This is a genomic window from Chryseobacterium indoltheticum (assembly GCF_003815915.1).
Lineage (GTDB): Bacteria > Bacteroidota > Bacteroidia > Flavobacteriales > Weeksellaceae > Chryseobacterium > Chryseobacterium indoltheticum.
Genome location: NZ_CP033929.1, coordinates 3,219,149 through 3,243,356, shown reverse-complemented (window position 1 = coordinate 3,243,356; position 24,208 = coordinate 3,219,149). Strand labels below are relative to the sequence as shown.

The following is a 24,208-nucleotide window of genomic DNA, read 5'->3' as shown; positions in this document are numbered from 1 at the left end:
TTGAGATTCTTGCAGAATGACAAACTAGATGGATAAAAATATGGATATAAAAAAAGAAAAATTAGAAATACAAAACGTACAACAAAAAAAACTTTTCATCACGGGCATTGGAACCGAAATAGGAAAAACTGTTTGTTCGGCAATTTTAACAAAATACTTTAAAGCTGATTACTGGAAACCCATTCAATCCGGAGATTTACATTTTTCAGACAGTATGAAAATTAAAGAATGGGTTGGTGAAAATGTAATCATTCATCCTGAAAGATATCGATTGCAACTTGCAGCATCACCTCATCAGTCGGCTTTGGAAGAAGGAATTTTAATTACCGGTAATGATTTTAAACTTCCTGAAACTCAAAATAATTTAATTGTAGAAGGAGCAGGAGGATTAATGGTTCCAATTTCTGATGATGAATTTATTATCGATTTAATTGAAAAACTAAACCTTCCCGTTGCTTTGGTTGTGAGAAATTATTTAGGATGCATTAATCATACTTTATTGTCATTGAAGGCTTTAGAACAAAAAAATATCAAGCTGGAATATCTGATTTTAAATGGAAGTTTCCCTGCAGATACAGAAAGAATAATCTGTAAAAACATTCAGGAGGAAACCAAAATTATAAGAATTCCCGAGATAGAAAACATAACAAAAGAAAACATAGAACGTATTACAAAACAATTAGAAAAAATATGAAAGATAAAGTAAAATTGAGAAATGATTGGACGAAAGAAGAAATTGAAGAAATCTACAATCTTCCTCTCCTTGAATTGATTTATAAAGCAGCAACCGTTCACAGAGAATGGCACAATCCGGAAGAGGTACAGATGTCAACTCTTTTATCCATAAAAACGGGTGGTTGTGTAGAAGATTGTTCGTATTGCGGACAGGCTGCACGTTATCACACCAATATTAAAGTTCATGCTTTATTACCAACTGAAAAAGTAATCGAACATGCCCAAAAAGCAAAAGACAACGGTTCTTCCCGTTTCTGTATGGCTGCAGCTTGGCGAGAAGTGCGAAACAACCGTGATTTTGACCGCGTTATCGACATGGTGAAAGGTGTAAATGAACTCGGATTGGAGGTTTGCTGTACGCTCGGAATGTTGACGGAAGAGCAGGCTGTTCGCCTTGAACAGGCTGGTTTGTATGCTTATAATCACAATTTGGATACTTCAGAACAGTATTATGAAGAAATTATTTCGACAAGAACTTTTGATAATAGAATTAATACCATCAACAACGTCAGAAAAGCAGGAATTACAGTTTGTTCGGGCGGAATTATCGGTTTGGGCGAAACTCATGCAGACAGAATTTCAATGCTGTTAACATTGGCTACAATGCCAAAACATCCTGAATCTGTTCCGATTAATGCCTTGGCAAGAGTGGCAGGAACTCCTCTTGAAAATAACGAAAAAACCAATACTTGGGAAATGGTAAGAATGATTGCTACCGCAAGAATTGTAATGCCTTCATCAATGGTTCGTTTGAGCGCAGGAAGAATTGAAATGACAGAATTTGAACAAGGATGGTGCTTTATGGCAGGAGCAAACTCAATTTTTACAGGCGAAAGAGAAACTTTATTGGTAACACCAAATCCGGGAGTTTCTGAAGATATGCAAATGCTGCAGACTTTAGGATTAAAACCGATGAAGAAAAAGGAAACGAAAAAAGTTATGAATTATGAATTATTTTCCCTAAACCCTAAACCCTAAACCCTAAACCCTAAACCCTAAACCCTAAACAATGAATTTACAAGAGCGAGACAGAGCCGTCAATTGGCATCCTTATACGCAAATGAAAACTGCAGATGATGCTATCCCGATCGCTAAAGGAAAAGGAGTTTACCTTTTTGATGATAAAGGAAATAAGTATATCGATGCGGTTTCTTCATGGTGGGTTACGCTTCACGGTCATGCGCATCCTTACATTGCACAACGAGTTTCTGAACAGTTAAATACTTTAGAGCAGGTTATTTTTGCAGGTTTTACCCATGAGCCAGCGATACAGCTTTCTGAAAATTTACTAAAGCTTCTTCCTCAAAATCAGCAGAAAGTTTTCTATTCTGATAATGGCTCGACAGCGGTGGAAGTTGCTTTGAAAATGTGCATTCAAAATGCGTACAATCAGAGAAAAGAAAAGACAAAAATTTTAGCATTTAAAAACGCTTATCACGGCGATACTTTTGGGGCAATGTCGGTGAGCGGAAGAAGTGTTTGGACGAAGCCTTTCGGAGAGATGCTGTTTGAAGTCATTTTTATTGATACTCCTACTTCTGAAAATATTGAAGATCTCAAATCTCAGATTTTAACGTATCAGGATGAAGTCGTTTGTTTCATTTATGAACCGCTCATTCAGGGGGCTGCAGGAATGCTGATGTACAATGCTGAAGATTTAGATAAGTTAATGAAATTCTGCAGAGCACAGGAAATTTTGATGATTCAGGATGAGGTTTTTACCGGTTTTGGAAGAACAGGAAAATTGTTTGCAGCTAATTATCTTTCAGAAAAGCCAGATATTATGTGTTTTTCTAAAGGTTTGACGGGCGGAACGATGCCTATGGGAATTACAACTTGTTCAAATGAGATTTACAATGCTTTTTTGTCAGATGATAAATATAAAACGTTGTTTCATGGGCATTCTTTTACAGCAAATCCATTAGCTTGTACTGCGGCTTTAGCAAGCATGGAACTTTTATTAAATAACGAAACTCAACAAAGTATTCAGCGAATTTCAGAGCAGCATTTTTGTTTTTCAAAAGTTTTAAGAGGACATTCGAAAGTTGAAAACGTACGACAAACCGGAACTATTTTAGCGTGGGAAATTAAAAATGATCATAAAACTTCTTATTTTAATGAGATAGGAAAAAAAGTGTATGATGAATTTTTGTCGCGGGGAATTATTATGCGTCCGTTAGGAAATGTGATGTATTTGGTTCCGCCTTACTGTATCAGTTCAGAAGAATTAAATTTCATTTATGAAAATATTTTAGAAGTACTGAATTTCATTTAAAAAGGTTTAATATTTTGCTATAAATTCTTTTAAATTTTGTTTAAAACCATAAAAAAATAAACATTTCAATACTGAAATGTTTATTTTTTCTAATTATTAATTTATCCTTAAATGAGGAATGAAAGATGATTGATATTCAGAAAAAAGTAATTCTTTTTCCAAACTTTCTTATGTTAACTTTTGTGATAAGGGCAACCTGAAGGAGGATTTACGACACGTTCGGTAATTGAGGCAGGTGTTGTCATACTCATTGCAGAAGGAGCGTTGAAGAATTGCTCTTCAATTACTTTTCTCTGATCAGCAGGAATGTCCTCAATTTTTCGAAGTGTATTTACCTGAATGTGTGGCCAGCTTGTTGTACCGCCATCATTTCCAAAATCAAATTCGAAAAATATAATTTGCTCATATTGCAGCTGAAAAATTTCTTTTCCGTCTTCAATCACGGTTTCAATCCACAAGTTAAATTCTATTTCTACAGTGGGTACAAATCGATTAACGAAAGGTACATTTAAAATTCCACCTTGTGCACCGGTTGGCATTTTTGATGACATTTGGATTAGGACATAATTGGCAACAGTTTGTCCGCTCAATGTATCTCTTAATCGCATATCGGGTCTTACGCAGTAAGGATATAGCTCATCTGCCAATATTCTCTGCGTATATATTTTGTTTGAACCGGGATCGTTTTCATCGTTTAATGTTTCGTGAACCCAAGCCGGAGCTGGTTCGTCAAGATTAATTGCACCGCCCGCACCTCCCATAGTTGGTGAGATAGCAAGATGAGGAGGATCCCAGGTTGCAATACCGGTAGGAAATTTTGGGGTACCTTTTCTAAGATAATAAGTTTTCTTATCGACACTTTCTGGGGTAATATCTCCCAACACAGTAATTGTGCTTCCGTGCGGAATAACACCACTTCGTGAAATAGAATAGTCAGGGATAAAATAGGGCCCCGTGATTCCATCCATTGGTTTAATTTCCTGCGCCGGAATAATTTCGTAATATTTCTGACCTTCTTTCAACTGGCTCAAAAGAATGTATGAAGAATTACCGTTTTCGTCTTTTACTTCAACCAATGGCTCATTTCTGTATTCTCCTTTGTATCCGTATTTTTCAAAATCTTCGGTAGAAAATGCGTGAATTCCACGATCTTTTTCTATAGTTTCTTTCGTTGCAGCATAATTGTAAACATCACTAAGCCAAAGATACATTCCGTTTTCTTCATGAATTCCGGCGTATTGCAAATCTGGATTTCCTTCTACTTTATTTACACTTTTAATGGTTTGATCGTATTTTACAGCACCACAAAATAATTCGGTTGCACCACCACGGTTACGAACACCGCCGGGAACGATTTCGAAAGTTAACTTTTCAATATATTCTTCCGTATCAAAGCTGAATTTTCCGGGAATTGTACTCGGATTTGTACCCGGAGAAGGCATGATGGTCGTATGTATTCCGCTTCCCAGCGAAGGTCTTCCGATGTTTGTATTGTAATTGGCATTATAACTTACCCAAGTGCCATTCAGTGCTTCCAAAACACCATAATCTACATTATTTGCAATTTCCTGAAGATTTTCTTCACTAAAAGGTCTCATAGGATCATCGATCAAAAGTTTCGAGTATCCGTTCATTAAATTGGCAAGATAGCCTTTCGGGTCTTGATCCTGATTTGGAGCAGCAGCTCTTGAAAACTGATTTTCCTGTCCAAAAATTTCTTTATTTCTTTTTAACATGATTTATTAGTTTTTGATGGTTTTAGTTTTAAATTTAATTTGCAGCATATTCAAAAGTTGGTCCTGCATTTTGAGTCGAATTTAAAGGCTGACTCATCAATCCGATGGCCTGTTCTTTCAAAGCGTACATGTACATGATTGATTTTTCCAATTCTTTCGCATTACCTTCTACTGCAGCCTGAATGGCATCCAATAGATTTTTGTAAGTTTGGTTAAATGCTTTTCCCTGTGCGTACAATTGCGGATTCGATTGGTAATCGCTGATTTTCGGGTTGGGTTTCATCGGGTAAGCTGCGTTCCAGTCAACAGGTAATTCTTTTCCTACAGGTGGCGTGGTTACAGGCATCATTCCGTTTTCATCGGTGAAAGGTCTGTAGTCTCCTCCAAGATAAAAATGCTCATGAAAAACTTCTTTAAATCTGAAATAATGCGCCAATTCTGCACCTTCCTCAAACTGCGAAGGATCTACATCAAAAATAGAATCGTCTGCACCTTCACCTTGTCCTTTAATTTCCTGAAAAACAGCAATTACTCCATCCAAAGCTTCTACAGGATGTAGTTTTCCACCGCTTCCGTAATACTGTTCCGGACGAATCTGCTTTGCGGGATCTCCAGTGAAAATTCCGCCTTTGTTTAATTCTTCAAAATTTTGCGGAAGTTTTCCGTTCGCCTTGTAATAAGCAATGATTTGAAAAACAACGATGTAAAAGAATAAAACATCATAATATTCACCAATTGTATGAACATTCTGCATCATAAAATCTTTCATGTTTTCCAGCGTCCACAGATTATTTTCCTGAACAGCACTTTTAGAATATAAGGCCGAATTTTCTACTTCAGAGGTATATTTCGGAGCTTTTACCAACGGATTACTTGGGCTTTCAATAGCAATAAAAGTAGCAATGCTGTTTGTAGAAAAAGTTTCCAGACCAACAAAAAAATCAACATTCATCGGCAATTTCATCGGATAAGTAGGGTAGTTCTGAGGCCTGTTTACCGACGGCTGAATACTCACAGCATTCATTACATTACAAACCATAATCATGTGAAGCATTTCTTCCACTGCAACACTTCTGATAATTTGTGATGCTAAAATATTGGTTCCGTCTTTAATCGAATATAAAGCGGTAAGATAAGGTGGAATCGTAGAATGTTCGATTAAAATTGCCGTTTGCAGAAGATCTTGTAAAATCGGGCGATAATCTAATTCCGTTAATCCTTTTTTAATTTCAGAAAGTTGCCCTTTTGAAAGTTCTGCAGAAGGTTGCAAACTTGAAATTTTGCCGGAAAATTGTGCGCTTAAGTACTCATTAAATTCTTTAATCTGATTATTTAATAACAGGTTTGTGAGTGTTTTGCTATGGTATTTTAATCCTTCAATCCAGTCTTGTTTATTTATTGTAGAATCAAATAATAATGACTGAAGCGAAATTGCCTCTGCTTCGATTGTATTTTGGGCTAAAGAACTTTTTGAAGAAAGGCTAGTTTCCTGAGGTTCTGTTTTATTGATAAGTCTTTGTCTCATTTCTTTCTATTTTAAAATTGTTTCCAGATCCTTCAATATAGATTCTACCGAACGTATTGTGAATGCTGATAAGGTTAATGTAGGATTTGAAGTTCCTAAAGTGGTCATGTTTCCTGCACCGACGATGTATAAATTCGGGTGATCCCAAGATTTACAATAACTGTTGGTTACAGAATCATCCGGCGTGTCGCCCATTCTGTGAGTTCCCACGATATGACCGGCTCCGTTGTAAGAATATCTCACATTGTTGTACACAAAAGTGTTGTTGTCTGTCGCGTTATATTTTGTGAAATCTTCAATGTTTAATCTTGCAAACATTTGGTCGGAAGCCAATTTTGCCTGTTCCATTGCTCTCATTTCATATTCATTCAATTCATAATTGATAACAGGACGCGGAATTCCCAATGCATCAAGATATTGATCATTAATGGTGACTCTGTTGTTCGGATTCGGAAGCTGTTCAATTTCAAAATGAAATAAAACCTGTCTCGAAAGTCTGTAGGTTAACGCTTCTTTTAATTCTTCGCCGAAAAGTCCCTGTCCCAAAAATTCTGAAAGATCAGATCCCGGTGAAAACGCAGGCCAACTCCATCCCCAATTATCCAATGGAGAAATCCATGCAGAAAATTCGCTCCTGAAATCCCCGTCTCGGAAAGATGAAATATTGGTGGTAGAACCGGGACCTCTGTAAGAATATACCGGCTCTGGAAATAATCCCCAAGTAAGCATGACCATATGATCCATCAAATTTCTTCCTACCTGATCGCTTCTGTTGGCAACCGTTTTTTCGACTTTTTGCCCGTTTTCGATAACGGTGTATTTTGAATTTAAAAGAATTTTAGGGTTTTCAAAAGCATTGGCTGCAAGAATGACAACAGAATTTGTAGTGTCGATTTCTTCTTCAACAAAATCTGTTTTTTCTCTGGAAGTGTATCTTCTTATATGAACTTTTGAAATTTTTTCCTGATTAGCCTGATCCACACTTAATCTATAAACAACACTCTGCGCCTGAATCTGAATATGAGGATTTCTCTGCAGGTTTTCGTTTTTATTGACTTTATAAAGTGCTTTTTTCAGGGTTTTCAAAGCGTTGTATTTTGCCTGAACCGGACAGATCGGAACGCATGAAGCATTTCCTTCGCAACGTTCTCCCATGTAAGGATTCCAAACTGCGCCTAATGCTTTGTAATCTTCGTTTTCAATATTATTTAAGGATAATTTATATCCGGATTCTGAAGAATTGGCTTTGATTAATTTTGCTTTTCCGTAAGCAATATTTGGAGTAGAATTTCTTCCCTGGGGCGAAGGAACCATCGTCAATGGGATATTCTTAAAATTCAACTGAACCGACGTTCCTGCTAATCCGTTAATAATCTGCTGATCCATATAACTTTGCGGGATCTCATCCATCGGAAAGACATAATCTTTACCATAATATTCTTCCATATTTTCCTGGATTGGATATTCCTGAGCAGAAACATTTCCGGAAACTCCTATTTCAAACTCAGCCATTTCATAATAAGGCTTTAGAGTTTCATAATCAATTGGCCAGTCCATTGCTCGGCCGTATTTTTCTTTTAATCTAAAATCATTCGGAAGCATTCTCGGTGTAGTTCCCAACCAGTGAAGGGTAGTGCCGCCTCCAACTCTTATGGCATCACTCGCAAAAGGCATCGGACCAAACTGAACCAAATATCCTTTTTTATCAGGAAACGGTGGAATGATGGGTTCCATATCTAAAACATTGGGTGAAGGTGCCTGTTTCAGATTCGGATAAGGCGAGTTCGGAACTTTAGCTTCTTCCATATAAAACTTGCGAATGTAGTCGTTGTAAGTCGTCATAGAAGTTGCAGAATCCAGTTCTATTCCGGCTTCTAAACCGGCTTCGTACATGAGAATAGATAATTCTTTATATGTTTTTGAATCGTTCATTTCAGAACGGTGGATCATTTTTCCTTTTTCTGTATCAAAAACATGATCGGTTAAAAGTTTTGCAATCAGCGATCCGGCAATTCCCGTTCCTACAATGATTACATCTTTTTTCTGTTGTGGTTTTTCTTTTTGATTCATGAGTTGCTGTTTACAGGTTTTACGCCCCAAGATTTAAAGCCAGGCTGTTTTGCTCCGGGTGGATGAGCTTGCATCAAGTTCCAGACCAATCCTTCTTTGTAAGACAGATCGTTGATGTAAGCGCCTTCCCAGGTTCCTAGGTACCAAAGCGTGATAATGCTGTTGGCAATATCCTGAGTCGCAGGATTGGCAAGAATGTCAGAAGAAATGGCGTTGTTGAGTTGATTCTGTGTAGTAGAATTTTCAAGAATATCTTTAGAAATATTCAGAAATTCTGTAAACGTTACACTTTCTATCTGATGAAGAATATGCGTGTAATAAGTCTCGGCTAAGCCTGTAGATTGCAGTTCGTTCACGGAAAATCCTGTGAGAGATTCTGAGATAGCCATGAACACGTCGTAATAATAATCGTCGACGTTGAAGATTTTTTGGATAATCATTTCGTTGAAATTTGGTGTTAAAATAACTGGTCTTCTTATCATTTTAGGAAGACATTAATACAATCGAAAATAAAAAGGTGACATGGTTTTAGTCTTGATCAGACCGCATAGAAATTTTGTGAAGTTTTTTTAAGTTAGACATGGTTATTAGTTTTAGTTATCCAAATTTATTGAGTTTTTTCTGAGTGAAATTCAGTATTTATACTACAATAAAATATTGATGTGGTATTTATAATGATTATAGAAAAGCTTTTTTAAATAATAATTTTAGTCATCTATTGTAATTTAATTTAGAATATTTCTATTTTATGAGATATTTATAATTAAATTATTAAATGTACTTAAAAAGAATATCAACCGCCTTTAGATCTTCTGTAAAATCAGTTTCAGAAAATGCTTTAATTTCGTCGTAATGAGCAACAATTCCGCCCATCATGCCTTGTCTCCACAAGTTTCTCTGCACGCCTTCTTTTATATCGGCACCTTCTCTGTTGTACCCCTATAAAGGAATCGTCAAATCAATAAAGATGAAGCTTGCATTTAAGATCAATTTAAGCATAATTGATTTTCAGTGAGATTAAATTTTATTAAAGATTAAAACATCATTTATTAAACTAGTTAAATGTGCAGCAATTCTGATCATCCTAAATTTGTCATATCAAAATTAAAGAAAATGCAAAATAGAATATTAGGGCTGCACCACATCACTGCAATTGCAGACAACGCAAAAAGAAATTTAGATTTTTATACTCAGGTTTTAGGAGTAAGGTTGGTAAAGAAAACGGTAAATTTTGATGATCTGGGCACGTATCATTTTTACTTTGGAAATGAAGAAGGAACTCCGGGAACAATTTTGACATTTTTTCCTTGGGAAGGAATCGGACAAGGAAGTAACGGAACCGGCTTGGCAACTCACATCGGATACTCTGTACCGAAAGGAAGCTTAGAATTTTGGAAAAACAGATTACAACAGTTTAATATAAATGTTGAAGAAAATGAAATTTTTGGCGAAAAATTGATTTCATTCAAAGATCCTGACGGTTTACAGCTACAGTTCATCGAATCATCAACTCCTGATGACAGAAAAGTATGGACAACAGATGATATCAAAGACGAAAATGCATTAAAAGGTTTTCATAATATTACTTTAACATTAAAAAAAGCAGATCCCACAATAAAAGTATTAACTGATATTTTTGGGTACGACCTGCAAAAACAAGAAGGTGAAAGATACCGTTTTGCAACCGATGCAATCGAAACAGCAAATCTTGTAGATATTATTGAAAGTGATAAGATTCTGGCCGGAAGAAATGCTGCCGGAACCAATCACCATGTTGCATTCAGGGTAAAAGATGATCAGGTTTTAATGGAATTCCGTGAGAAAGTAATGTCTGCAGGATTGAGCATTACTCCGAAGATAGACAGAGATTATTTCTATTCATTATACTTCCGCGAGCCGGGTGGCGTTCTGTTTGAAATAGCAACCGACAACCCGGGATTTACTGTTGATGAGCCCCTGAACGAATTAGGAAAAAATTTAAAACTTCCAAAACAGCACGAAGCTTTACGAGAAAGAATTGAAAATGCCTTACCGAAGTTATCATAGGTCATCATTTAATTTTAGAAGACACCTTAATTTAGCAATATCAAAAAAAATTAATACAATGGAAAGAACAGAAGTAGTTTTAGGAAACGCAAAAGGAGAAATTCAACTTTTCTCAGACAATAACAAAGCCGGGAAAATGGATATTTCGGTGATCGGAAAAAAATTAACCGTTTATCATACGGAAGTTGATGAAGAGTATGCGGGAAAAGGTTTAGCGAAATTATTATTAGAAAAACTTGTTTCTTATGCAAGAGAAAACGATTTGAAAATTGTGCCGTTGTGTCCATACGTTCACGCACAGTTCAAACGCAATCCGGAAGAATATAATGACGTTTGGCTTAAAGAAAACTAAACCATCAACCAACAACTATCAACCAACAATCTAAAATTATGGCACTCATCACAGGACTTCATCATGTCACCGCTATTACTGGCAACTCACAGGAAAATATAGACTTTTATACAGGAGTTTTAGGGCTTCGATTGGTAAAGAAAACCGTTAATTTTGATTATTCAGATGTTTATCATTTCTATTTCGGAGACGAATTCGGAACTCCCGGAACGATTATGACCACTTTTCCTTACGGAAAAGATCTTGTGAACGGAAGACACGGAAAAGGAATGCTCAATACAACAGCTTTTTCGGCCTCGATGGAAGCATTAGATTATTGGCTTAATCGTCTGGATCAGTTTAATATTCCTTACAAGCAGCCACAAGAGAGGTTTTCAGGTGAAGTTTTTATTTATCTTGAAGATTTTGACGGATTGGGATTGGAGTTGGTTTTTAATGATAAAGATGATCGGAAAGGTTACTATAATGGCTTTATTCCAAAAGATTATACCATTAAAGGAATTCATCATGTAGAGATTTGGCTTAATGCTTATGAAAGAACCTCAGCACTTTTGACTACTCAAATGGATCATAAAGTCATTGCAGAATCTTCAAACAGAGTACGTCTTGGGACAGAAGATTTTCCGGGAAAATATGTTGATTTGGTTGCTGCGCCAGATTCTCTAAAGGGTCTTGCAGGTCGGGGAACTGTTCATCACGTGGCTTTTGCAACTCCTACTGCAGAAACTCAGCTTGAAATGATAGAGAAATTAAACAAATTCGGTTTGGAGCATACCGAGGTAAAAGACAGAAAATATTTTACTTCCGTATATTTTAAAGAACCGGGCGGAGTTTTATTTGAAATCGCCACTTCGGGACCGGGATTCGATGTCGATGAGGAACTTGCATCTTTGGGTGAAAGCCTGAGTTTGCCAGCGCAATTTGAAGAAAAGAGAGAACATTTAAATGATGTTCTACCAAAATTTAATTATCCAACAGAAAAATACAGATAAAATAATGAGTCATATTTTAGATATAAAAACAGCAGGAAAATCTATTACTGAAGCTGAGAAAGCTTTAATAATGATTCACGGGCGAGGTGGAAGTGCAGACGATATTTTGAGTTTATCACAGCATCTGAATGTAGAAGATTATGCCTTACTGGCGCCACAAGCAACCAATGGATCGTGGTACCCTTTATCCTTCATTGCTCCCGTTGAGCAGAACGAACCTTGGTTATCATCAGCTATTGAGACTATCGGAAAGACAGTTCAAACTGCTTTGGATGCTGGAATAAAAACTGAAAATATTTATTTCTTCGGATTTTCCCAAGGAGCATGTCTTACACTGGAGTTTTTAGCAAGAAATGCTCAAAGATTTGGTGGCGCTGCGGCGATTATCGGTGGCGTAATCGGAGATAAAATTAATCGTGAAAATTATAAAGGGGATTTTGCACAGACTCCGATTTTTTTAGGAACAAGCGATCCCGATTTCCACGTTCCGGTAGAAAGGGTGTATGCTACGGCAAATATCTTAAAGGAAATGAATGCTGATGTTACCGAAAAAGTTTATGCTAACTTCGGACATTCTATCAATCAGGAGGAAATTGAATTAGCAAATTCTATTATTTTTAAACAGAATTAAAATCGACATCGGAAACTGAAGCGTTAAGGAAATTTAAAATTAATACGTTAAAAAATTCCCACTGTTCGAAGCGCGACATAAATTTTGAATCGAAGGATGAATGTTGAATTCGCGCAAGTTTTGGGAATTTTAGGATTAAATTTAAATTTTTAGCATTCAGTTTCCAAGTCTTGAACTTTTGTTTCTTTTGTTTTAAGACAAAAGAAATTTAATTTAAAATATTATGAAAATCACAAAAATATTAAGTGACGACAACGGCGAGTCTCATTTTGAAGAAGTCGAAATTCCGTTAATTAATCAAGGTGAGATCGGATTTTTATCAGAAAATATAGCTGTTAAGAAATTACAGTTCAGAAAAGTTTCCGCTGATTATGATTACAATTTTCACCACGCTCCACAAAAACAATATATTGTACTTTTGGATGGCGGCGTGGAAATAGAAACCTCGCTAGGTGAAGTCAGGAAATTTCAAACAGGCGAAATACTTTTGGTGGAAGATATTTCCGGAAAAGGTCACAAAACAAAAAACCTTGAAAAGAAGGAAAGAACATCACTTTTTATACATTTATAAAAGATAAAAGATAAAAGATAAAAGATAAAAGATAAAAGATAAAAGATAAAAGATAAAAGATAAAAGATCTTAATGCTAAACCTCTATTTTTCATCTAACATCTAACATCTAAGATCTAACATCTTAAAAAAAACGAACTATGCACGAAGATTTACTACTTATACTCGGACTCTTACTGATCGTCATGTTGCTGGTCATGCTGGCGCAGCGTATCAAAATTGCCTATCCCATTTTTTTAGTATTGGCGGGATTGGGGATCAGCCTTATTCCGGGAGTTCCGGTTTTGAAATTAGATCCTGAAATTATTTTCCTGATTTTTTTACCACCACTTTTATATGAAGCAGCCTGGTACACCTCGTGGAACGATTTCTGGAAATGGAAACGCACCATCGGATTACTGGCTTTCGGACTGGTTTTCCTGACGTCCATTGTCGTGGCATTTGCTTCACAGGCCTTAATCCCGGGATTTACATTGGCAATGGGCTTTCTGTTAGGAGGAATTGTTTCGCCACCAGACGCAATTGCTGCAACAACCGTTTTGAAAGGTCTGAAAGTGCCAAAACGTACCATCGCAATGCTGGAGGGTGAAAGTCTGATCAACGATGCTTCTTCACTTATTGTTTTCAGATTTGCTTTAGCCGCCGTGATGACAGGTGTATTTTCTATGCAAGAAGCAACGGGACAGTTTTTCCTGGTTGCAGGAATGGGAGTTGTAGTAGGAATTGTAGGCGCTCATATTTTTTATGCTATTCACAGATTTTTACCAACAACACCCGCAATTGATGCTGCTTTAACGGTAATGACGCCTTATATTTTATTTCTTTCAGCAGAACATTTTCATTATTCAGGAGTAATGGCGGTAGTAAGCGGAGGATTGTTTATGTCATTCCGTTCTCACGAAATATTTAAAACAGGAACTACAAGAATCAATATGACCGGTGTCTGGAATACGCTGATTTTTGTGATGAATGCGTTGGTTTTTGTTTTAATAGGATTAGAACTTCCTGATATTATCAACGGTTTGGGCGAAACATCAGTCATGGAAGGGATAAAATACGGATTGATTATCAGTCTCATTGTAATTTTTGTTCGTCTGTTGTGGATTTATCCTGTGGCGCACGTCCCGCGATGGTTCAGTAAAAAAATACGCAAAGATCCAAGTCCGGGATGGAAAAATCCGCTGATTATTGGTTGGGCAGGAATGCGCGGCGTAGTTTCTTTGGCAACCGCTTTATCAATTCCGGTGATGATGAACGAACAATCAACATTTCCACACAGAAATTTAATTATTTTCATCACGTTTGTAGTTATTTTTGTGACATTGGTTTTTCAGGGTTTAACGCTTCCTTTAATTATTAAATGGACTAAAATCGATGAACTTGATCCTATTTTGCCGTCACATGAGCAACAGGCAAATATCCAAATCAGACTAGATAATCTTGCAGTGGAAAGATTAAACGAAAAATATCAATCAAATTTAGAAACAAATAGTTTGGTTGAAAATTTTAAAAACACCATTGAAAATGATATTTCGCAGCAGCAAAGTCATCTCGAATCTTTAGAAACATGCACAAACAGGAGAAATGATTTACATGAATATCACAAAATCATGCTCGATATTTTTGCTTTACAGAGAAAAGAGTTATTCAAAATAAAACGTGAAAAACAATTCAGTGACGACGAAATACGAAAAGCAGAATCGCAATTAGATTTAAATGAATTGAAAATTACAGGCAACAAACATTTATAAAGTAAATCAGTCGCAATTAATATTTGAAGAAATGAAAAAATTACAATTTCTAGTCATTGGGAAAAATCAGGAAATTCTTGATACCCTAAAAAGAATTATCGAAAATAATGAAGGCTGGAAGGCTGAAATTCAAAACGATGAAAGCGTTTGTTATGATTATATAAAAGAAAATCAGGTAGATATCGTTCTTCTGAGTTCAGGATTAGATCAGGAATTTGAGAATAATATAAAAATGTTTTGTGAAAATTTAGATAAAGAAGTGAAGGTTATCGACCATTACGGCGGCGGAAGCGGGCTTTTAAAGAATGAAGTTTACGCACTTTTTCCTAATTTGCAGCCGTAAACTTATTTTATGTTTGAAAATATCATCAGGAACGTTACCCGTTTTATCACTTTGAGTAGTGAGGAAGAAAAAATATTTACCGATTTACTGGTTTGTGAATCAGTTCCCAAAAAAACAATTTTATTACGTGAAGGCGAAATTTGCCAGTTCGAAGGCTTCATTCACAAAGGCTGTTTAAGGGCTTATTATCTTGATGATAATGGTTTTGAAGTGACGATTTTGTTTGCCATCGAAGATTGGTGGATCAGCGATATTGCCTCATTTCAGGATCAAAAACCTTCCAATTTATATATTGAAACGATTGAAGATTCAGAAATCTTTATGCTGAGTCCGACCACCAAAGAAAAGCTTTTGCAGGAAATTCCAAAATTTGAAAGGGTTTTCAGAATGTTGGTTCAGAGAAATCTGTTTACTCTTCAAAACCGTCTGGTAAATACAATTTCAAAAAGTGCATCTGACCGATATCTGGAATTTATAAAAGTGTATCCTACAATTCCGCAGAGAGTTGCGCAATATTATATTGCTTCTTATCTGGGTGTTTCTAAAGAATTTGTTAGTACGATCAGAAAACGTTTGGCGACGAAAGAGAAATAACTTAGTATTTTAAATACATGTCCATTTTTAATCATAATGCTAGAATCAGCAGTCATTTTGTCATTCCGGTAGGAATCTCAGCACACTGAAAATAAAGCAGTTTAGATTCCTACCGGAATGACAAACAAACTGCCAAAAACTAAGTTGTTACTAAGTACGGACATTCATAGTATTTAAAATAGATGATGTCGGATGTGAAAATATCAGACATTTTTTTGCTTAAAATATATTTATTAAACTAGTTAAATGCGCAGCAATTTCCATCACCATACATTTGTCCTATCAATAACGAATAAACAACAAAACAGATATGGACAGAAAAGATTTTTTAAAGAAAGGGTTACTCGGAACAGGAATGTTTGTAGCAACCGCTTCATTGGGAAATACAATGAAAAATGAAATTGACGAAATCGAGCCACTGGAACCGATTGGATACAATCATTTACCAAATACAGATTCAAAAATCAAAGACAATTCTGTGATTCACAAAGCGGATTTCAGAGGGAAGGCAGACCACGGCTGGTTGGTGAGCAATCATACGTTCAGTTTTGCGAATTATCACAATCCGGAAAGAATGCATTTTGGTGTTCTCAGAGTTTTGAATGATGACAAAGTGGAAGCGGGAAGAGGTTTCGGAACGCATCCCCACGACAATATGGAAATCATCAGTATTCCCTTGGAAGGTGATTTGGAGCACAAAGACAGTATGGGAAATTCGGCGATTATCAAGAGTGGAGACATTCAGGTGATGAGTGCCGGAACCGGAATTATGCACAGCGAATTCAATAAAAATAATGACAGTTTGGTGAAGTTTCTTCAAATCTGGGTGTATCCAAACAAAAGAAATGTTGCACCGCGATATGACCAGATTACTTTAGACAAAACAAAAGGTCAGAATAAATTTCAGCAGATATTGTCTCCCAACACAGATGACGAAGGGGTTTGGATTCATCAGGATGCCTGGTTTCATTTAGGAAACTTCGAAAATAATATTGAAACCAATTATCAAATCAAGAAAAAAGGAAACGGTATTTATGCTTTTATTTTAAAAGGAAGCGCAGAAATTGAAGGACAAAAAGTGGAAACGAGAGACGGTTTCGGAGTTTGGGATATTGCAGATTTAAATATCAAATCAACAACAGAAGGTACAGGAATTTTATTGATGGAAGTTCCGATGACGATGTAGTTGAAAAAATTAAACAGTCACTTTTAGGAGAGTGAAATGTTTATAGAAAATAGGCCTGGATTTTATTATCTGAGCCTATTTTTTTTGTTTTAAACTAAATCTTCTTTTAAGTTTGATTGAGTTTAAATAATTGATTGTTAGAGTATTAATATGCTGTGTAAATGTTTTTTTTATTGATTTAAAAGTGCCTGTCTATAATGAACAATAAAAAGGATTTAAATTTTTTTTAGAAATGTAATTTATTAAACTAGTTAAATGTGTAGGGTTTCTAACCGCCCTAAATTTGTCATATCAAAATCAAACAAATACTTCAGACAGAATTTAATTATCAATAAAAATAAACAACAACATTTAAAAATTAAACATTATGAAAAACTTAATCTTAACATTCGCAACAGTAGTATTATCAGTAACAGCATTTGCTCAGAAACCCGGAAAAACGATGCTGAACCCAACCAACCACGCTCTGGTTTTAGTTGACCACGAAGGGCAAATGGCATTCGCAACAAAAAGCATTAGCATGGAGGAATTAAGAAACAATGTAGCATTAATTGCAGGCGGTTCAAAAATCTTCAACATTCCGACCGTGGTAACAACAGTAGCAGAAAAATCTTTCGCCGGACCTGTTTTCCCGGAAATTTCGGAAGTTTATCCTGAAGCAACAAGCGGATATGTAGACAGAACCACGATGAATACTTGGGAAGATCTTAATGCTCACAAAGCGATTACCGGAAAAAATAAAAAGAAATTGGTTTTCGCAGGATTATGGACGAGCGTTTGTATCGTGGGTCCGGCTTTATCGGCCATCGACGAAGGTTATGAAGTGTATGTCATTACGGATGCTTCAGGTGATATTTCAAAAGAAGCTCACGACCAGGCTGTTACAAGAATGGTTCAGGCCGGTGCACATCCGATTACGTCAGTTCAGTATGTTCTTGAATTACAGAGAGATTGGTCTAGAAAAGAAACGTACAAACCGGTCAATGATTTAATGAAAAAATATGGTGGTGCTTACGGATTGGGAATTCAGTACGCTCAGGATATGCTTAAACACTAAACAATTCAACAACGGCAGGTTGAAAACCGACCTGCCTTTTTCTTCAACCCATTAAAAAGTAGATTATGAAACCACTCCATAAAATTCTATTCTCATTCGTCTTAGGTGCCGGAATGTTCAATGCTCAGAAAGCAGATTTAATTGTAACCAACGGGAAAATCACCACAATGGATGATAAAAATCCGGAAGTTCAGGCGGTTGCTATTAAAGACAACAAAATTTTCCAGACGGGAACAAATGCCCAGATTTTAAAACTAAAAGGAAGCGCTACAAAAATCATTGATGCTAAAGGAAATCGTGTGATTCCGGGATTGTTTGACAGTCACTTACACGTCATCCGAGGCGGGAGATTTTACAATACAGAGCTTCGCTGGGACGGTGTAAAAACTTTGAAAAGAGCTTTGGAAATGTTGAAAGAACAGGCTCAGAGAACGCCAAAAGGTCAATGGGTAAGAGTGATTGGTGGCTGGAACGAGTATCAGTTTGAGGAAAAAAGACTTCCAACTTTGGCAGAAATCAATGAAGCTACAGGCGATGTTCCGGCTTTCGTAATGTATCTCTACGGAAAAGCGTGGCTGAATAAATCAGGTTTGAAACAATTAAATATCAATGGTGAAACGCCAAACCCAATGCAGGGTCTGATTGAAAAAGACAGCAACGGCGACCCGACAGGTCTTTTAGTTGCAGAACCAAATGCGTTTATTCTTTATTCAACTTTGGCAAAATTGCCTGAGCTGACCGAAGCGGAAAAAGAAAATTCCACACTGCAATATATGACCGAACTGAATCGTCTTGGCGTGACGGCTGTGATGGATGCGGGCGGTGGTTTTCAAAATTTCCCAGATGATTACGGAACAACCGATGCTTTGAACAAAAAAGGAAAAATTACGGTTCGTTTGCCTTATTATCTGTTCGCTCAAAAGAAAGGTTCTGAATTATCAGATTACACCAAATGGACAGGAATGGTAGACATCGATGACCACGGGCACAACGACCACAACGGAATCGATTATCACGTAGAAGGTGGCGGCGAAAATCTGGTTTCAGACGGCGCAGATTTTGAAAATTTCCTTTTCCCAAGACCCGAATTGCCTGCAACGATGGAGAAAAGTATGAAAGAAGTCGTAAGTCTTTTGGTAAAAAAAAGATGGCCTTTCAGAATCCACGCCACGTACAATGAAAGCATCACAAGATTCTTAACCGTCATCGAAGAAGTAAATCAAGAAACGCCTTTGAACGGATTGGTCTGGTTTTTCGACCACCCAGAAACGGTTTCTGAAGATAATATGAAACGCATCAAAGCTTTAAATGGCGGTATTGCAGTGCAGCATAGAATGGCGTATCAGGGTGAAAGTTTTATCCACCGTTATGGGAAAAAGGCTGCTTTAGCTTCTCCACCAGTTAAAAAAATGCTGGAAATGGGAATTCCTGTAGGATTAGGAACAGACGGAACCAGAGTCGCAAGTTATAATCCGTGGGTGGCTTTGTACTGGATTACTTCAGGGAAAACCTTGGGCGGAACTCAAGTGATGGCCAAAGAAAATGCTTTAGACAGAAAAACAGCGTTATCACTTTCAACTTTTGGAGGATATGAATTGATAAAGGATTACGAAAAAGGAAAAATCAAAAAAGGATATTTTGCAGACCTTATAATTTTAGACAAAGATTATTTCAGTGTTGAAGAAGAAGAAATCAAAGACATTACTTCCAAATTAACCATCGTTGACGGAAAGGTGGTTTATGGAGACGAAACCTACAAAAATGTTTCTCCAGCTGCACTTCCGGTACTTCCAGAATGGTCTCCTGTAAAATACTACGGAGGTTACCAGACAAAATAACTAAGATTTAAACAAAATAATTTCGCAAAAAATTCCCCTCCTCTGGAAATCGAGGAACGAGATTCGCCGAAACAATTAAATAAGTAAAAAAAATTGAGGCACTGGTAGCGAAAATTCAAAGAATTTTTGACGAGGTGGTTTAAAACTGACAATCAAAATAACTCAATACACACCCGAAAACTCAAACCTAAAAATAATGAAAAAGCTCATCCAAACTATCATCAATACAAACCTCGAAGGCAAATTAATTCACTTGGCATTATTCGTTTTCAGAATTGCATTATCATTAGAATTAATTGTTGCCCACGGAATGAAAAAACTCGGAGTAGGCGTTGCAGAAGCAGAACAGGTTCCGAATCCTTTACATCTTCCGGAAGCATTCAACAGTCTTTTTGCAGACGCAGCCAATCTGGTATTTCCTGTATTTGTCATCTTCGGATTATTCACAAGAATAGCAATTCTGCCAATTTTAGCGGTGACTTTGACCGGATATTTTATACTTCACTGGAACGATGCTTTGCTGATAAAAGACACGCCGTTTATGTACAGTCTGTGTTATCTGTTTCTGCTTTTTGTTGGTCCTGGAAAATACTCAATCGATCAATATTTAAGAAAAATTTAAAATGAAAAATCTGATTAAGATAGTATTGATTGTCCAGATTATGCTACCAACAGTAGTTTCAGGTCAATTTAAATTGATGAGGTTTGATGAAGATTATTCAACATACAAAGATTCTGCAGATACTTTTTACAATTCCATCAAATACATTCCGCTTTCCGAAAAAAATAACAATACATATTTATCATTAGGCGGAGAGGCGAGAGCAGAGTTTGTGGAATTTAATAATGAAGACTGGGGAAGATTGGGAATCGGAAGCAACCCGTTTTTTATTCAAAGATATGCGGTTCACGCAGATTTGCATTTAGGTTCACGAGTGAGAGTTTTCGGACAGTTGAGAAGTGCCTGGGAAAACGGGAGGAAAAATGGACCGAGACCGATTGATGAAGACCATTTGAATGTTCAAAACCTTTTCATCGACGTTGATGCCATTAAAAATGAAAAAGAAAAATTGACTGTTCGTGCCGGAAGGCAGGAGTTGGATTACGGAAGCGGAAGACTTATTTCTGTGCGTGAAGGTCCGAATTTGAGGCTGTATTTTGACGGACTGAAACTGATGTACAAAAGAGGAAACTTTAAATCGGATGCGTTTATGATGATGGCGAGTGAAATCAGTACCGGAGTTTTTGATAATAAACCTTCAAAATCGGTTAATCTCTGGGGAAGTTACAACACTTTGGCTCTTCCGAAAAGCGGGAATCTGGAATTTTATTATTTGGGAATTCACCGAAAGGAAACCCGTTTTGAAGATGGAACAGGCGATGAAACCAGACATACTTTGGGCGGAAGATTCTACAGATATGGCGGCGGATTTATTTATAATTTTGAAGGCGCTTATCAGTTTGGAAATTTTAATAAAGGAACCATCAGCGCGTGGACTGTTTCTGCAGACATCGGATATCTATTCGAAAATGTGAAAGGAAAACCAACCATCAATCTTCGAAACGATTACATTTCCGGAGACCGAAACAGAGAAGACGGAAAATTGGGAACTTTCAATCCATTATATCCAAAAGGCGGTTATTTTGGGTTCAATCCGCAAATAGGACCTGTGAATTTAATTGACATTCATCCGTATGCAACCGTAGATTTGAACAGCAAAATGACGGTGCAGGCCGATGTGGTTTTCAACTGGAGATATTCTACGCAGGACGGCGTTTATAGACCGAGCGGTTCTTTAAACCTGACTTCAATGGATTCTAAAAAGAAATACATTGGAACCGCTTTTTTAGGAAGCTTTAATTATAAAATCAATAAATTTTTCACTTTCAATACGGGAATTCAGTATTTCAAAACCGGCGATTTTGTGGATGATATTATTGAAAATGACAAAGACGGATTGTTTATCAACTCAAGAATTGTTTTCAAATTTTAAAGATTAATTAAAAATTTGAGAATGTGGCAATTTGAAAATTAGTCTCATTACTTATCTCACATCAATGGCAAATGTTATTTCTAAAACTACCTTTGAATAACATTAAAACAAAAATAAATTAACAAAAGTGTCATCAGCCAATAGTAAACTGCTAAAGCTAAAAAACAAAAAAAATATCATGAAAAATATCGTAAAAAATACTTTAAGAAAATCATTATTAATCGCAGGATTAGCATTTTCAACTATTACATTTGCGCAAACTGCTACAACTACAGCCAACGCGACTGCAAAAACCACAGCCATCGGAACATCCAAAAATTGGGGTTCAGTGGACGGAATTTCAATGATTGGATTGGTTCAGGGTCCATCATCGGCCGACGCCGAACTTCAGGTTGCCTGTGTTTTCGAATATACAGATAACGACATTCACAGCGCTGAGGCTTTACCGGCTAATTTAAATGGTTTGGTACATTTGGACGAAGCTTTGAAAGGTGAATTTACCAAAATCAGACAGTCTGGACAATTCAAAGGACATTCTCTGGAAACCTTATTGATTACACCTCCCGCAGGTTCTATGTCAGCAAAAAAATTGTTATTAATCGGTTTAGGGGATCGTAACAACTTTACTCCCGAACTGATGACTTCCGTAGCAGAAGTGGCTACCAGAGAAGCTTTGAGATTGGGCGTGACCAATTTTGCGTTTGCAAGTGATTTAAAAGATGCCGGAATAGATTCTTCAACCGCTTTAGTTGCCGGAAATGTGGTAAAAGGTGTTGTCTTGGCTAATCGTTCGGAAATTTATTTAAGAGAACATAATCTTTCCAAAACAAAAAAACTGGAAAAAGTATATTTGTTGGCTGGTCCGGCTTTCTTTGAAGTTGCGGGTGGCGGAATCCAGGCTGCAATCGCAGAAGTGAATAAAAAATAATAGATTTTTTAACTATATCAACAGATTGCGCCACTTTAAAACAAGTGGCGCAATTTTTTGTGGCTGTAATTTCAATGCAATATAATAATTTTTGATTACCAGTTTACAAATATGAATTTTTCCTGCCACGGTAGTTTTACAAGACCAATTCCCCAACCCAAATTTTCAAGCAAAATGTCTTGTGTTTTTCTTTCGACCGTCAGGGTATACTCATGATTGGTGGCAACCAATTTACCCGAGCGTTGAAAAAACTCGTTTTGTAAGAGTGCAACAGATGATTTTCTCATTGAATTCCAGTTGTGCTGTACACTTTCAATGACATTTTTGGCTTCTGTTTTATGTTTTCTCGAAAGCTTGATGTGTCTGTTAATGGTTTGATTTGTCGGTATATTACACAAGAATTTTTCAAAAACCAGATCATATTCAGGAGCGTTAGTTTTTCCGGTAGCGATATAATGTAATAAATGGGCACACAATTCAGGATCGGTAAGTTGCTGAGTTTTCGGATGCAAAAGTTCACAATGTTCAAAGAGGGTTTTGATGAATGGATGTATTAAAATAAGTCCTGCATTCTGAACATATTGCGCATCATTTTGAATTAAATCCTTGTCGTTTTGAATTATATCTTCCTGGTTTGTTGCATCATTCTTTTCATGTGTTGTATCTATTGACGTTCCTGCATCTTCACTGCTATCTTCTGAATTATTTTTAATGTTTTCAAGAATCTCATCTTCTTTTATAAATGGAAATATTTCAATGACTGTTTTCAGATTCTGAAGCTTGCTTTTTGCGTGTGATAAAACAGTTGAAGCTGATTCTGTCTTTAAAATTAGTTGCAGAAGATATTCCTTGAGACCATTATTTGATGAGTTAAAGTGTTCAGATAAAACATTCAAAACCAGATGCCAGACGATTTGTCTTTCGGCATGATTCAGTGTTGAGATCTGTTGTATTATATCAACATTTAAATTGATTTTTAATTCAGTGTCTTTTAAAATAGATAAACATAATCCCGCAATCTGTTCGTTTGAAAGTTGGCTGATAATTCGTTCCTGAACGTTCTGTTTCGACAAAACAGGAATGATACTTTTCTTAAAATCCTTAATCAGAATCAAAGTTTCAAATATTTTTGGTTCCAAAAAGGCAATACTTTTTTTATCCGAATTCCACCACGGCATGTAGCCATTTTCTAAAAAATAGATAAAAGTTTGTACTAATTTTCTTTCATTGTCAATAAGATAGGCTTTAGAATCGCTTTCTGTTTCTTGATCATAATTCTCAACCGGTTTCGTCATTTCAGAAAGCTCTTCCTGAAAGAGCTGAGTGATTTTATCTTTTAATTCTGTATTTAGTGAGCTGTTTTTCACATCCAAATTCAATTCTAACCGGGGAATTTGAAGGGTGTGATCAGAAAAATTATATTCTAAAGCATTGATATACTTTTCTATTTCCGGAAAAACGTCAATAGCCAAAAAGTTATTAATGTCTTCTTTAATGCTAAATGCTTTTTCTTTGTTGTTGATGGTAATTTCAACAAAAACCTTCTGAATGATATGATCCTGATTCACACTAAATTGTTTTAATT

Annotated in this window: 23 protein-coding genes; 17 read left to right on the top strand and 6 right to left on the bottom strand. The window is 36.4% G+C overall.

Features of this window, described 5'->3' with window-relative positions; translation table 11 throughout:
• Nucleotides 1-40: 40 nt before the first annotated feature.
• Genes bioD through bioA form a run of 3 tightly spaced genes read left to right on the top strand, consistent with a single transcriptional unit; the run spans nucleotide 41 to nucleotide 3,010 of the window.
• Nucleotides 41-694 (top strand): dethiobiotin synthase, encoded by a 654-nt coding sequence (bioD, locus tag EG358_RS15050; protein WP_076560938.1) that lies wholly within the window; start codon nucleotides 41-43, stop codon nucleotides 692-694.
• Nucleotides 691-1,713: a biotin synthase BioB gene (gene bioB, locus EG358_RS15045; RefSeq protein WP_076560780.1), complete on the top strand. Its 1,023-nt coding sequence runs from the start codon at nucleotides 691-693 to the stop codon at nucleotides 1,711-1,713. The genes bioD and bioB overlap by 4 nt, the downstream gene beginning before the upstream one ends.
• 31 nt (nucleotides 1,714-1,744) lie before the next feature.
• Nucleotides 1,745-3,010 carry an adenosylmethionine--8-amino-7-oxononanoate transaminase gene (gene bioA / locus EG358_RS15040; RefSeq protein WP_076560783.1) on the top strand — a complete coding sequence of 422 codons (1,266 nt, stop codon included), beginning with the start codon at nucleotides 1,745-1,747 and terminating at the stop codon, nucleotides 3,008-3,010.
• A gap of 173 nt (nucleotides 3,011-3,183) precedes the next feature.
• On the opposite strand, the gene EG358_RS15035 is transcribed toward bioA, so the two are convergent.
• The 5 genes from EG358_RS15035 to EG358_RS19910 all read right to left on the bottom strand — a co-directional run bounded on the left by EG358_RS15035 (nucleotide 3,184) and on the right by EG358_RS19910 (nucleotide 9,244).
• Nucleotides 3,184-4,746, bottom strand: a complete 1,563-nt coding sequence (locus tag EG358_RS15035) for a peroxidase, FMP-type (protein ID WP_228421363.1) — start codon at nucleotides 4,744-4,746, stop codon at nucleotides 3,184-3,186.
• Between the two features lie 34 nt (nucleotides 4,747-4,780).
• Complete coding sequence (locus tag EG358_RS15030; RefSeq protein WP_076560785.1) at nucleotides 4,781-6,271, bottom strand: ferritin-like domain-containing protein; 1,491 nt, start codon at nucleotides 6,269-6,271, stop codon at nucleotides 4,781-4,783.
• 6 nt (nucleotides 6,272-6,277) lie between these two features.
• Nucleotides 6,278-8,341, bottom strand: coding sequence for a GMC oxidoreductase (locus EG358_RS15025; protein WP_076560787.1), 2,064 nt, complete (start codon nucleotides 8,339-8,341; stop codon nucleotides 6,278-6,280).
• On the bottom strand, nucleotides 8,338-8,781 hold the full coding sequence (locus tag EG358_RS15020) for a sugar dehydrogenase complex small subunit (RefSeq protein ID WP_164462485.1): 444 nt from the start codon (nucleotides 8,779-8,781) through the stop codon (nucleotides 8,338-8,340). Before EG358_RS15020 ends, EG358_RS15025 begins: the two co-directional genes overlap by 4 nt.
• 331 nt (nucleotides 8,782-9,112) lie before the next feature.
• The gene (locus tag EG358_RS19910; protein WP_262487813.1) at nucleotides 9,113-9,244 is read right to left on the bottom strand and encodes a hypothetical protein; all 132 of its coding nucleotides are present in this window, start codon (nucleotides 9,242-9,244) and stop codon (nucleotides 9,113-9,115) included.
• Between the two features lie 210 nt (nucleotides 9,245-9,454).
• Between EG358_RS19910 and EG358_RS15010 the strand changes: the two genes are divergently transcribed.
• From EG358_RS15010 to EG358_RS14945, 14 genes are all read left to right on the top strand, one after another.
• Nucleotides 9,455-10,387: a ring-cleaving dioxygenase gene (locus EG358_RS15010; protein WP_076560791.1), complete on the top strand. Its 933-nt coding sequence runs from the start codon at nucleotides 9,455-9,457 to the stop codon at nucleotides 10,385-10,387.
• 58 nt (nucleotides 10,388-10,445) lie between these two features.
• Nucleotides 10,446-10,739 (top strand): GNAT family N-acetyltransferase, encoded by a 294-nt coding sequence (locus tag EG358_RS15005; RefSeq protein ID WP_076560793.1) that lies wholly within the window; start codon nucleotides 10,446-10,448, stop codon nucleotides 10,737-10,739.
• 38 nt (nucleotides 10,740-10,777) lie between these two features.
• Nucleotides 10,778-11,731, top strand: a complete 954-nt coding sequence (locus tag EG358_RS15000) for a VOC family protein (RefSeq protein WP_076560795.1) — start codon at nucleotides 10,778-10,780, stop codon at nucleotides 11,729-11,731.
• Nucleotides 11,732-11,735: 4 nt separating this feature from the next.
• On the top strand, nucleotides 11,736-12,362 hold the full coding sequence (locus tag EG358_RS14995) for an alpha/beta hydrolase (RefSeq protein WP_076560940.1): 627 nt from the start codon (nucleotides 11,736-11,738) through the stop codon (nucleotides 12,360-12,362).
• Between the two features lie 223 nt (nucleotides 12,363-12,585).
• The gene (locus tag EG358_RS14990; protein ID WP_076560797.1) at nucleotides 12,586-12,933 is read left to right on the top strand and encodes a cupin domain-containing protein; all 348 of its coding nucleotides are present in this window, start codon (nucleotides 12,586-12,588) and stop codon (nucleotides 12,931-12,933) included.
• A gap of 139 nt (nucleotides 12,934-13,072) precedes the next feature.
• Nucleotides 13,073-14,683, top strand: coding sequence for a Na+/H+ antiporter (locus EG358_RS14985; protein WP_076560799.1), 1,611 nt, complete (start codon nucleotides 13,073-13,075; stop codon nucleotides 14,681-14,683).
• A 31-nt stretch (nucleotides 14,684-14,714) separates the two neighbouring features.
• A complete protein-coding gene (locus EG358_RS14980) occupies nucleotides 14,715-15,026 on the top strand; it encodes a hypothetical protein (protein WP_076560801.1) in 312 nt (103 codons plus the stop codon).
• A gap of 9 nt (nucleotides 15,027-15,035) precedes the next feature.
• The gene (locus EG358_RS14975; protein ID WP_076560803.1) at nucleotides 15,036-15,620 is read left to right on the top strand and encodes a Crp/Fnr family transcriptional regulator; all 585 of its coding nucleotides are present in this window, start codon (nucleotides 15,036-15,038) and stop codon (nucleotides 15,618-15,620) included.
• A 310-nt stretch (nucleotides 15,621-15,930) separates the two neighbouring features.
• Nucleotides 15,931-16,806 (top strand): pirin family protein, encoded by an 876-nt coding sequence (locus EG358_RS14970; RefSeq protein WP_076560805.1) that lies wholly within the window; start codon nucleotides 15,931-15,933, stop codon nucleotides 16,804-16,806.
• Between the two features lie 367 nt (nucleotides 16,807-17,173).
• The gene (locus EG358_RS14965) at nucleotides 17,174-17,863 is read left to right on the top strand and encodes a hydrolase (protein ID WP_076560807.1); all 690 of its coding nucleotides are present in this window, start codon (nucleotides 17,174-17,176) and stop codon (nucleotides 17,861-17,863) included.
• Between the two features lie 65 nt (nucleotides 17,864-17,928).
• Nucleotides 17,929-19,701, top strand: coding sequence for an amidohydrolase (locus EG358_RS14960; RefSeq protein WP_076560809.1), 1,773 nt, complete (start codon nucleotides 17,929-17,931; stop codon nucleotides 19,699-19,701).
• 196 nt (nucleotides 19,702-19,897) lie between these two features.
• Nucleotides 19,898-20,323, top strand: coding sequence for a DoxX family protein (locus tag EG358_RS14955; protein ID WP_076560811.1), 426 nt, complete (start codon nucleotides 19,898-19,900; stop codon nucleotides 20,321-20,323).
• Between the two features lies 1 nt (nucleotide 20,324).
• The gene (locus EG358_RS14950; protein WP_076560813.1) at nucleotides 20,325-21,695 is read left to right on the top strand and encodes an alginate export family protein; all 1,371 of its coding nucleotides are present in this window, start codon (nucleotides 20,325-20,327) and stop codon (nucleotides 21,693-21,695) included.
• A 178-nt stretch (nucleotides 21,696-21,873) separates the two neighbouring features.
• A complete protein-coding gene (locus EG358_RS14945) occupies nucleotides 21,874-22,623 on the top strand; it encodes a M17 family peptidase N-terminal domain-containing protein (protein WP_076560942.1) in 750 nt (249 codons plus the stop codon).
• Between the two features lie 95 nt (nucleotides 22,624-22,718).
• On the opposite strand, the gene EG358_RS14940 is transcribed toward EG358_RS14945, so the two are convergent.
• Nucleotides 22,719-24,191 (bottom strand): contractile injection system tape measure protein, encoded by a 1,473-nt coding sequence (locus EG358_RS14940; RefSeq protein WP_076560815.1) that lies wholly within the window; start codon nucleotides 24,189-24,191, stop codon nucleotides 22,719-22,721.
• Between the last annotated feature and the right edge of the window lie 17 nt (nucleotides 24,192-24,208).

Bases quoted from the DNA above. Each gene is read 5' to 3' on its own strand.
- bioD (WP_076560938.1), top strand. From the start codon at position 41: ATGGATATAAAAAAAGAAAAATTAGAAATACAAAACGTACAACAAAAA.
- bioB (WP_076560780.1), top strand. From the start codon at position 691: ATGAAAGATAAAGTAAAATTGAGAAATGATTGGACGAAAGAAGAAATT.
- bioA (WP_076560783.1), top strand. From the start codon at position 1,745: ATGAATTTACAAGAGCGAGACAGAGCCGTCAATTGGCATCCTTATACG.
- EG358_RS15035 (WP_228421363.1), bottom strand. From the start codon at position 4,746: ATGTTAAAAAGAAATAAAGAAATTTTTGGACAGGAAAATCAGTTTTCA.
- EG358_RS15030 (WP_076560785.1), bottom strand. From the start codon at position 6,271: ATGAGACAAAGACTTATCAATAAAACAGAACCTCAGGAAACTAGCCTT.
- EG358_RS15025 (WP_076560787.1), bottom strand. From the start codon at position 8,341: ATGAATCAAAAAGAAAAACCACAACAGAAAAAAGATGTAATCATTGTA.
- EG358_RS15020 (WP_164462485.1), bottom strand. From the start codon at position 8,781: ATGATTATCCAAAAAATCTTCAACGTCGACGATTATTATTACGACGTG.
- EG358_RS15010 (WP_076560791.1), top strand. From the start codon at position 9,455: ATGCAAAATAGAATATTAGGGCTGCACCACATCACTGCAATTGCAGAC.
- EG358_RS15005 (WP_076560793.1), top strand. From the start codon at position 10,446: ATGGAAAGAACAGAAGTAGTTTTAGGAAACGCAAAAGGAGAAATTCAA.
- EG358_RS15000 (WP_076560795.1), top strand. From the start codon at position 10,778: ATGGCACTCATCACAGGACTTCATCATGTCACCGCTATTACTGGCAAC.
- EG358_RS14995 (WP_076560940.1), top strand. From the start codon at position 11,736: ATGAGTCATATTTTAGATATAAAAACAGCAGGAAAATCTATTACTGAA.
- EG358_RS14990 (WP_076560797.1), top strand. From the start codon at position 12,586: ATGAAAATCACAAAAATATTAAGTGACGACAACGGCGAGTCTCATTTT.
- EG358_RS14985 (WP_076560799.1), top strand. From the start codon at position 13,073: ATGCACGAAGATTTACTACTTATACTCGGACTCTTACTGATCGTCATG.
- EG358_RS14980 (WP_076560801.1), top strand. From the start codon at position 14,715: ATGAAAAAATTACAATTTCTAGTCATTGGGAAAAATCAGGAAATTCTT.
- EG358_RS14975 (WP_076560803.1), top strand. From the start codon at position 15,036: ATGTTTGAAAATATCATCAGGAACGTTACCCGTTTTATCACTTTGAGT.
- EG358_RS14970 (WP_076560805.1), top strand. From the start codon at position 15,931: ATGGACAGAAAAGATTTTTTAAAGAAAGGGTTACTCGGAACAGGAATG.
- EG358_RS14965 (WP_076560807.1), top strand. From the start codon at position 17,174: ATGAAAAACTTAATCTTAACATTCGCAACAGTAGTATTATCAGTAACA.
- EG358_RS14960 (WP_076560809.1), top strand. From the start codon at position 17,929: ATGAAACCACTCCATAAAATTCTATTCTCATTCGTCTTAGGTGCCGGA.
- EG358_RS14955 (WP_076560811.1), top strand. From the start codon at position 19,898: ATGAAAAAGCTCATCCAAACTATCATCAATACAAACCTCGAAGGCAAA.
- EG358_RS14950 (WP_076560813.1), top strand. From the start codon at position 20,325: ATGAAAAATCTGATTAAGATAGTATTGATTGTCCAGATTATGCTACCA.
- EG358_RS14945 (WP_076560942.1), top strand. From the start codon at position 21,874: ATGAAAAATATCGTAAAAAATACTTTAAGAAAATCATTATTAATCGCA.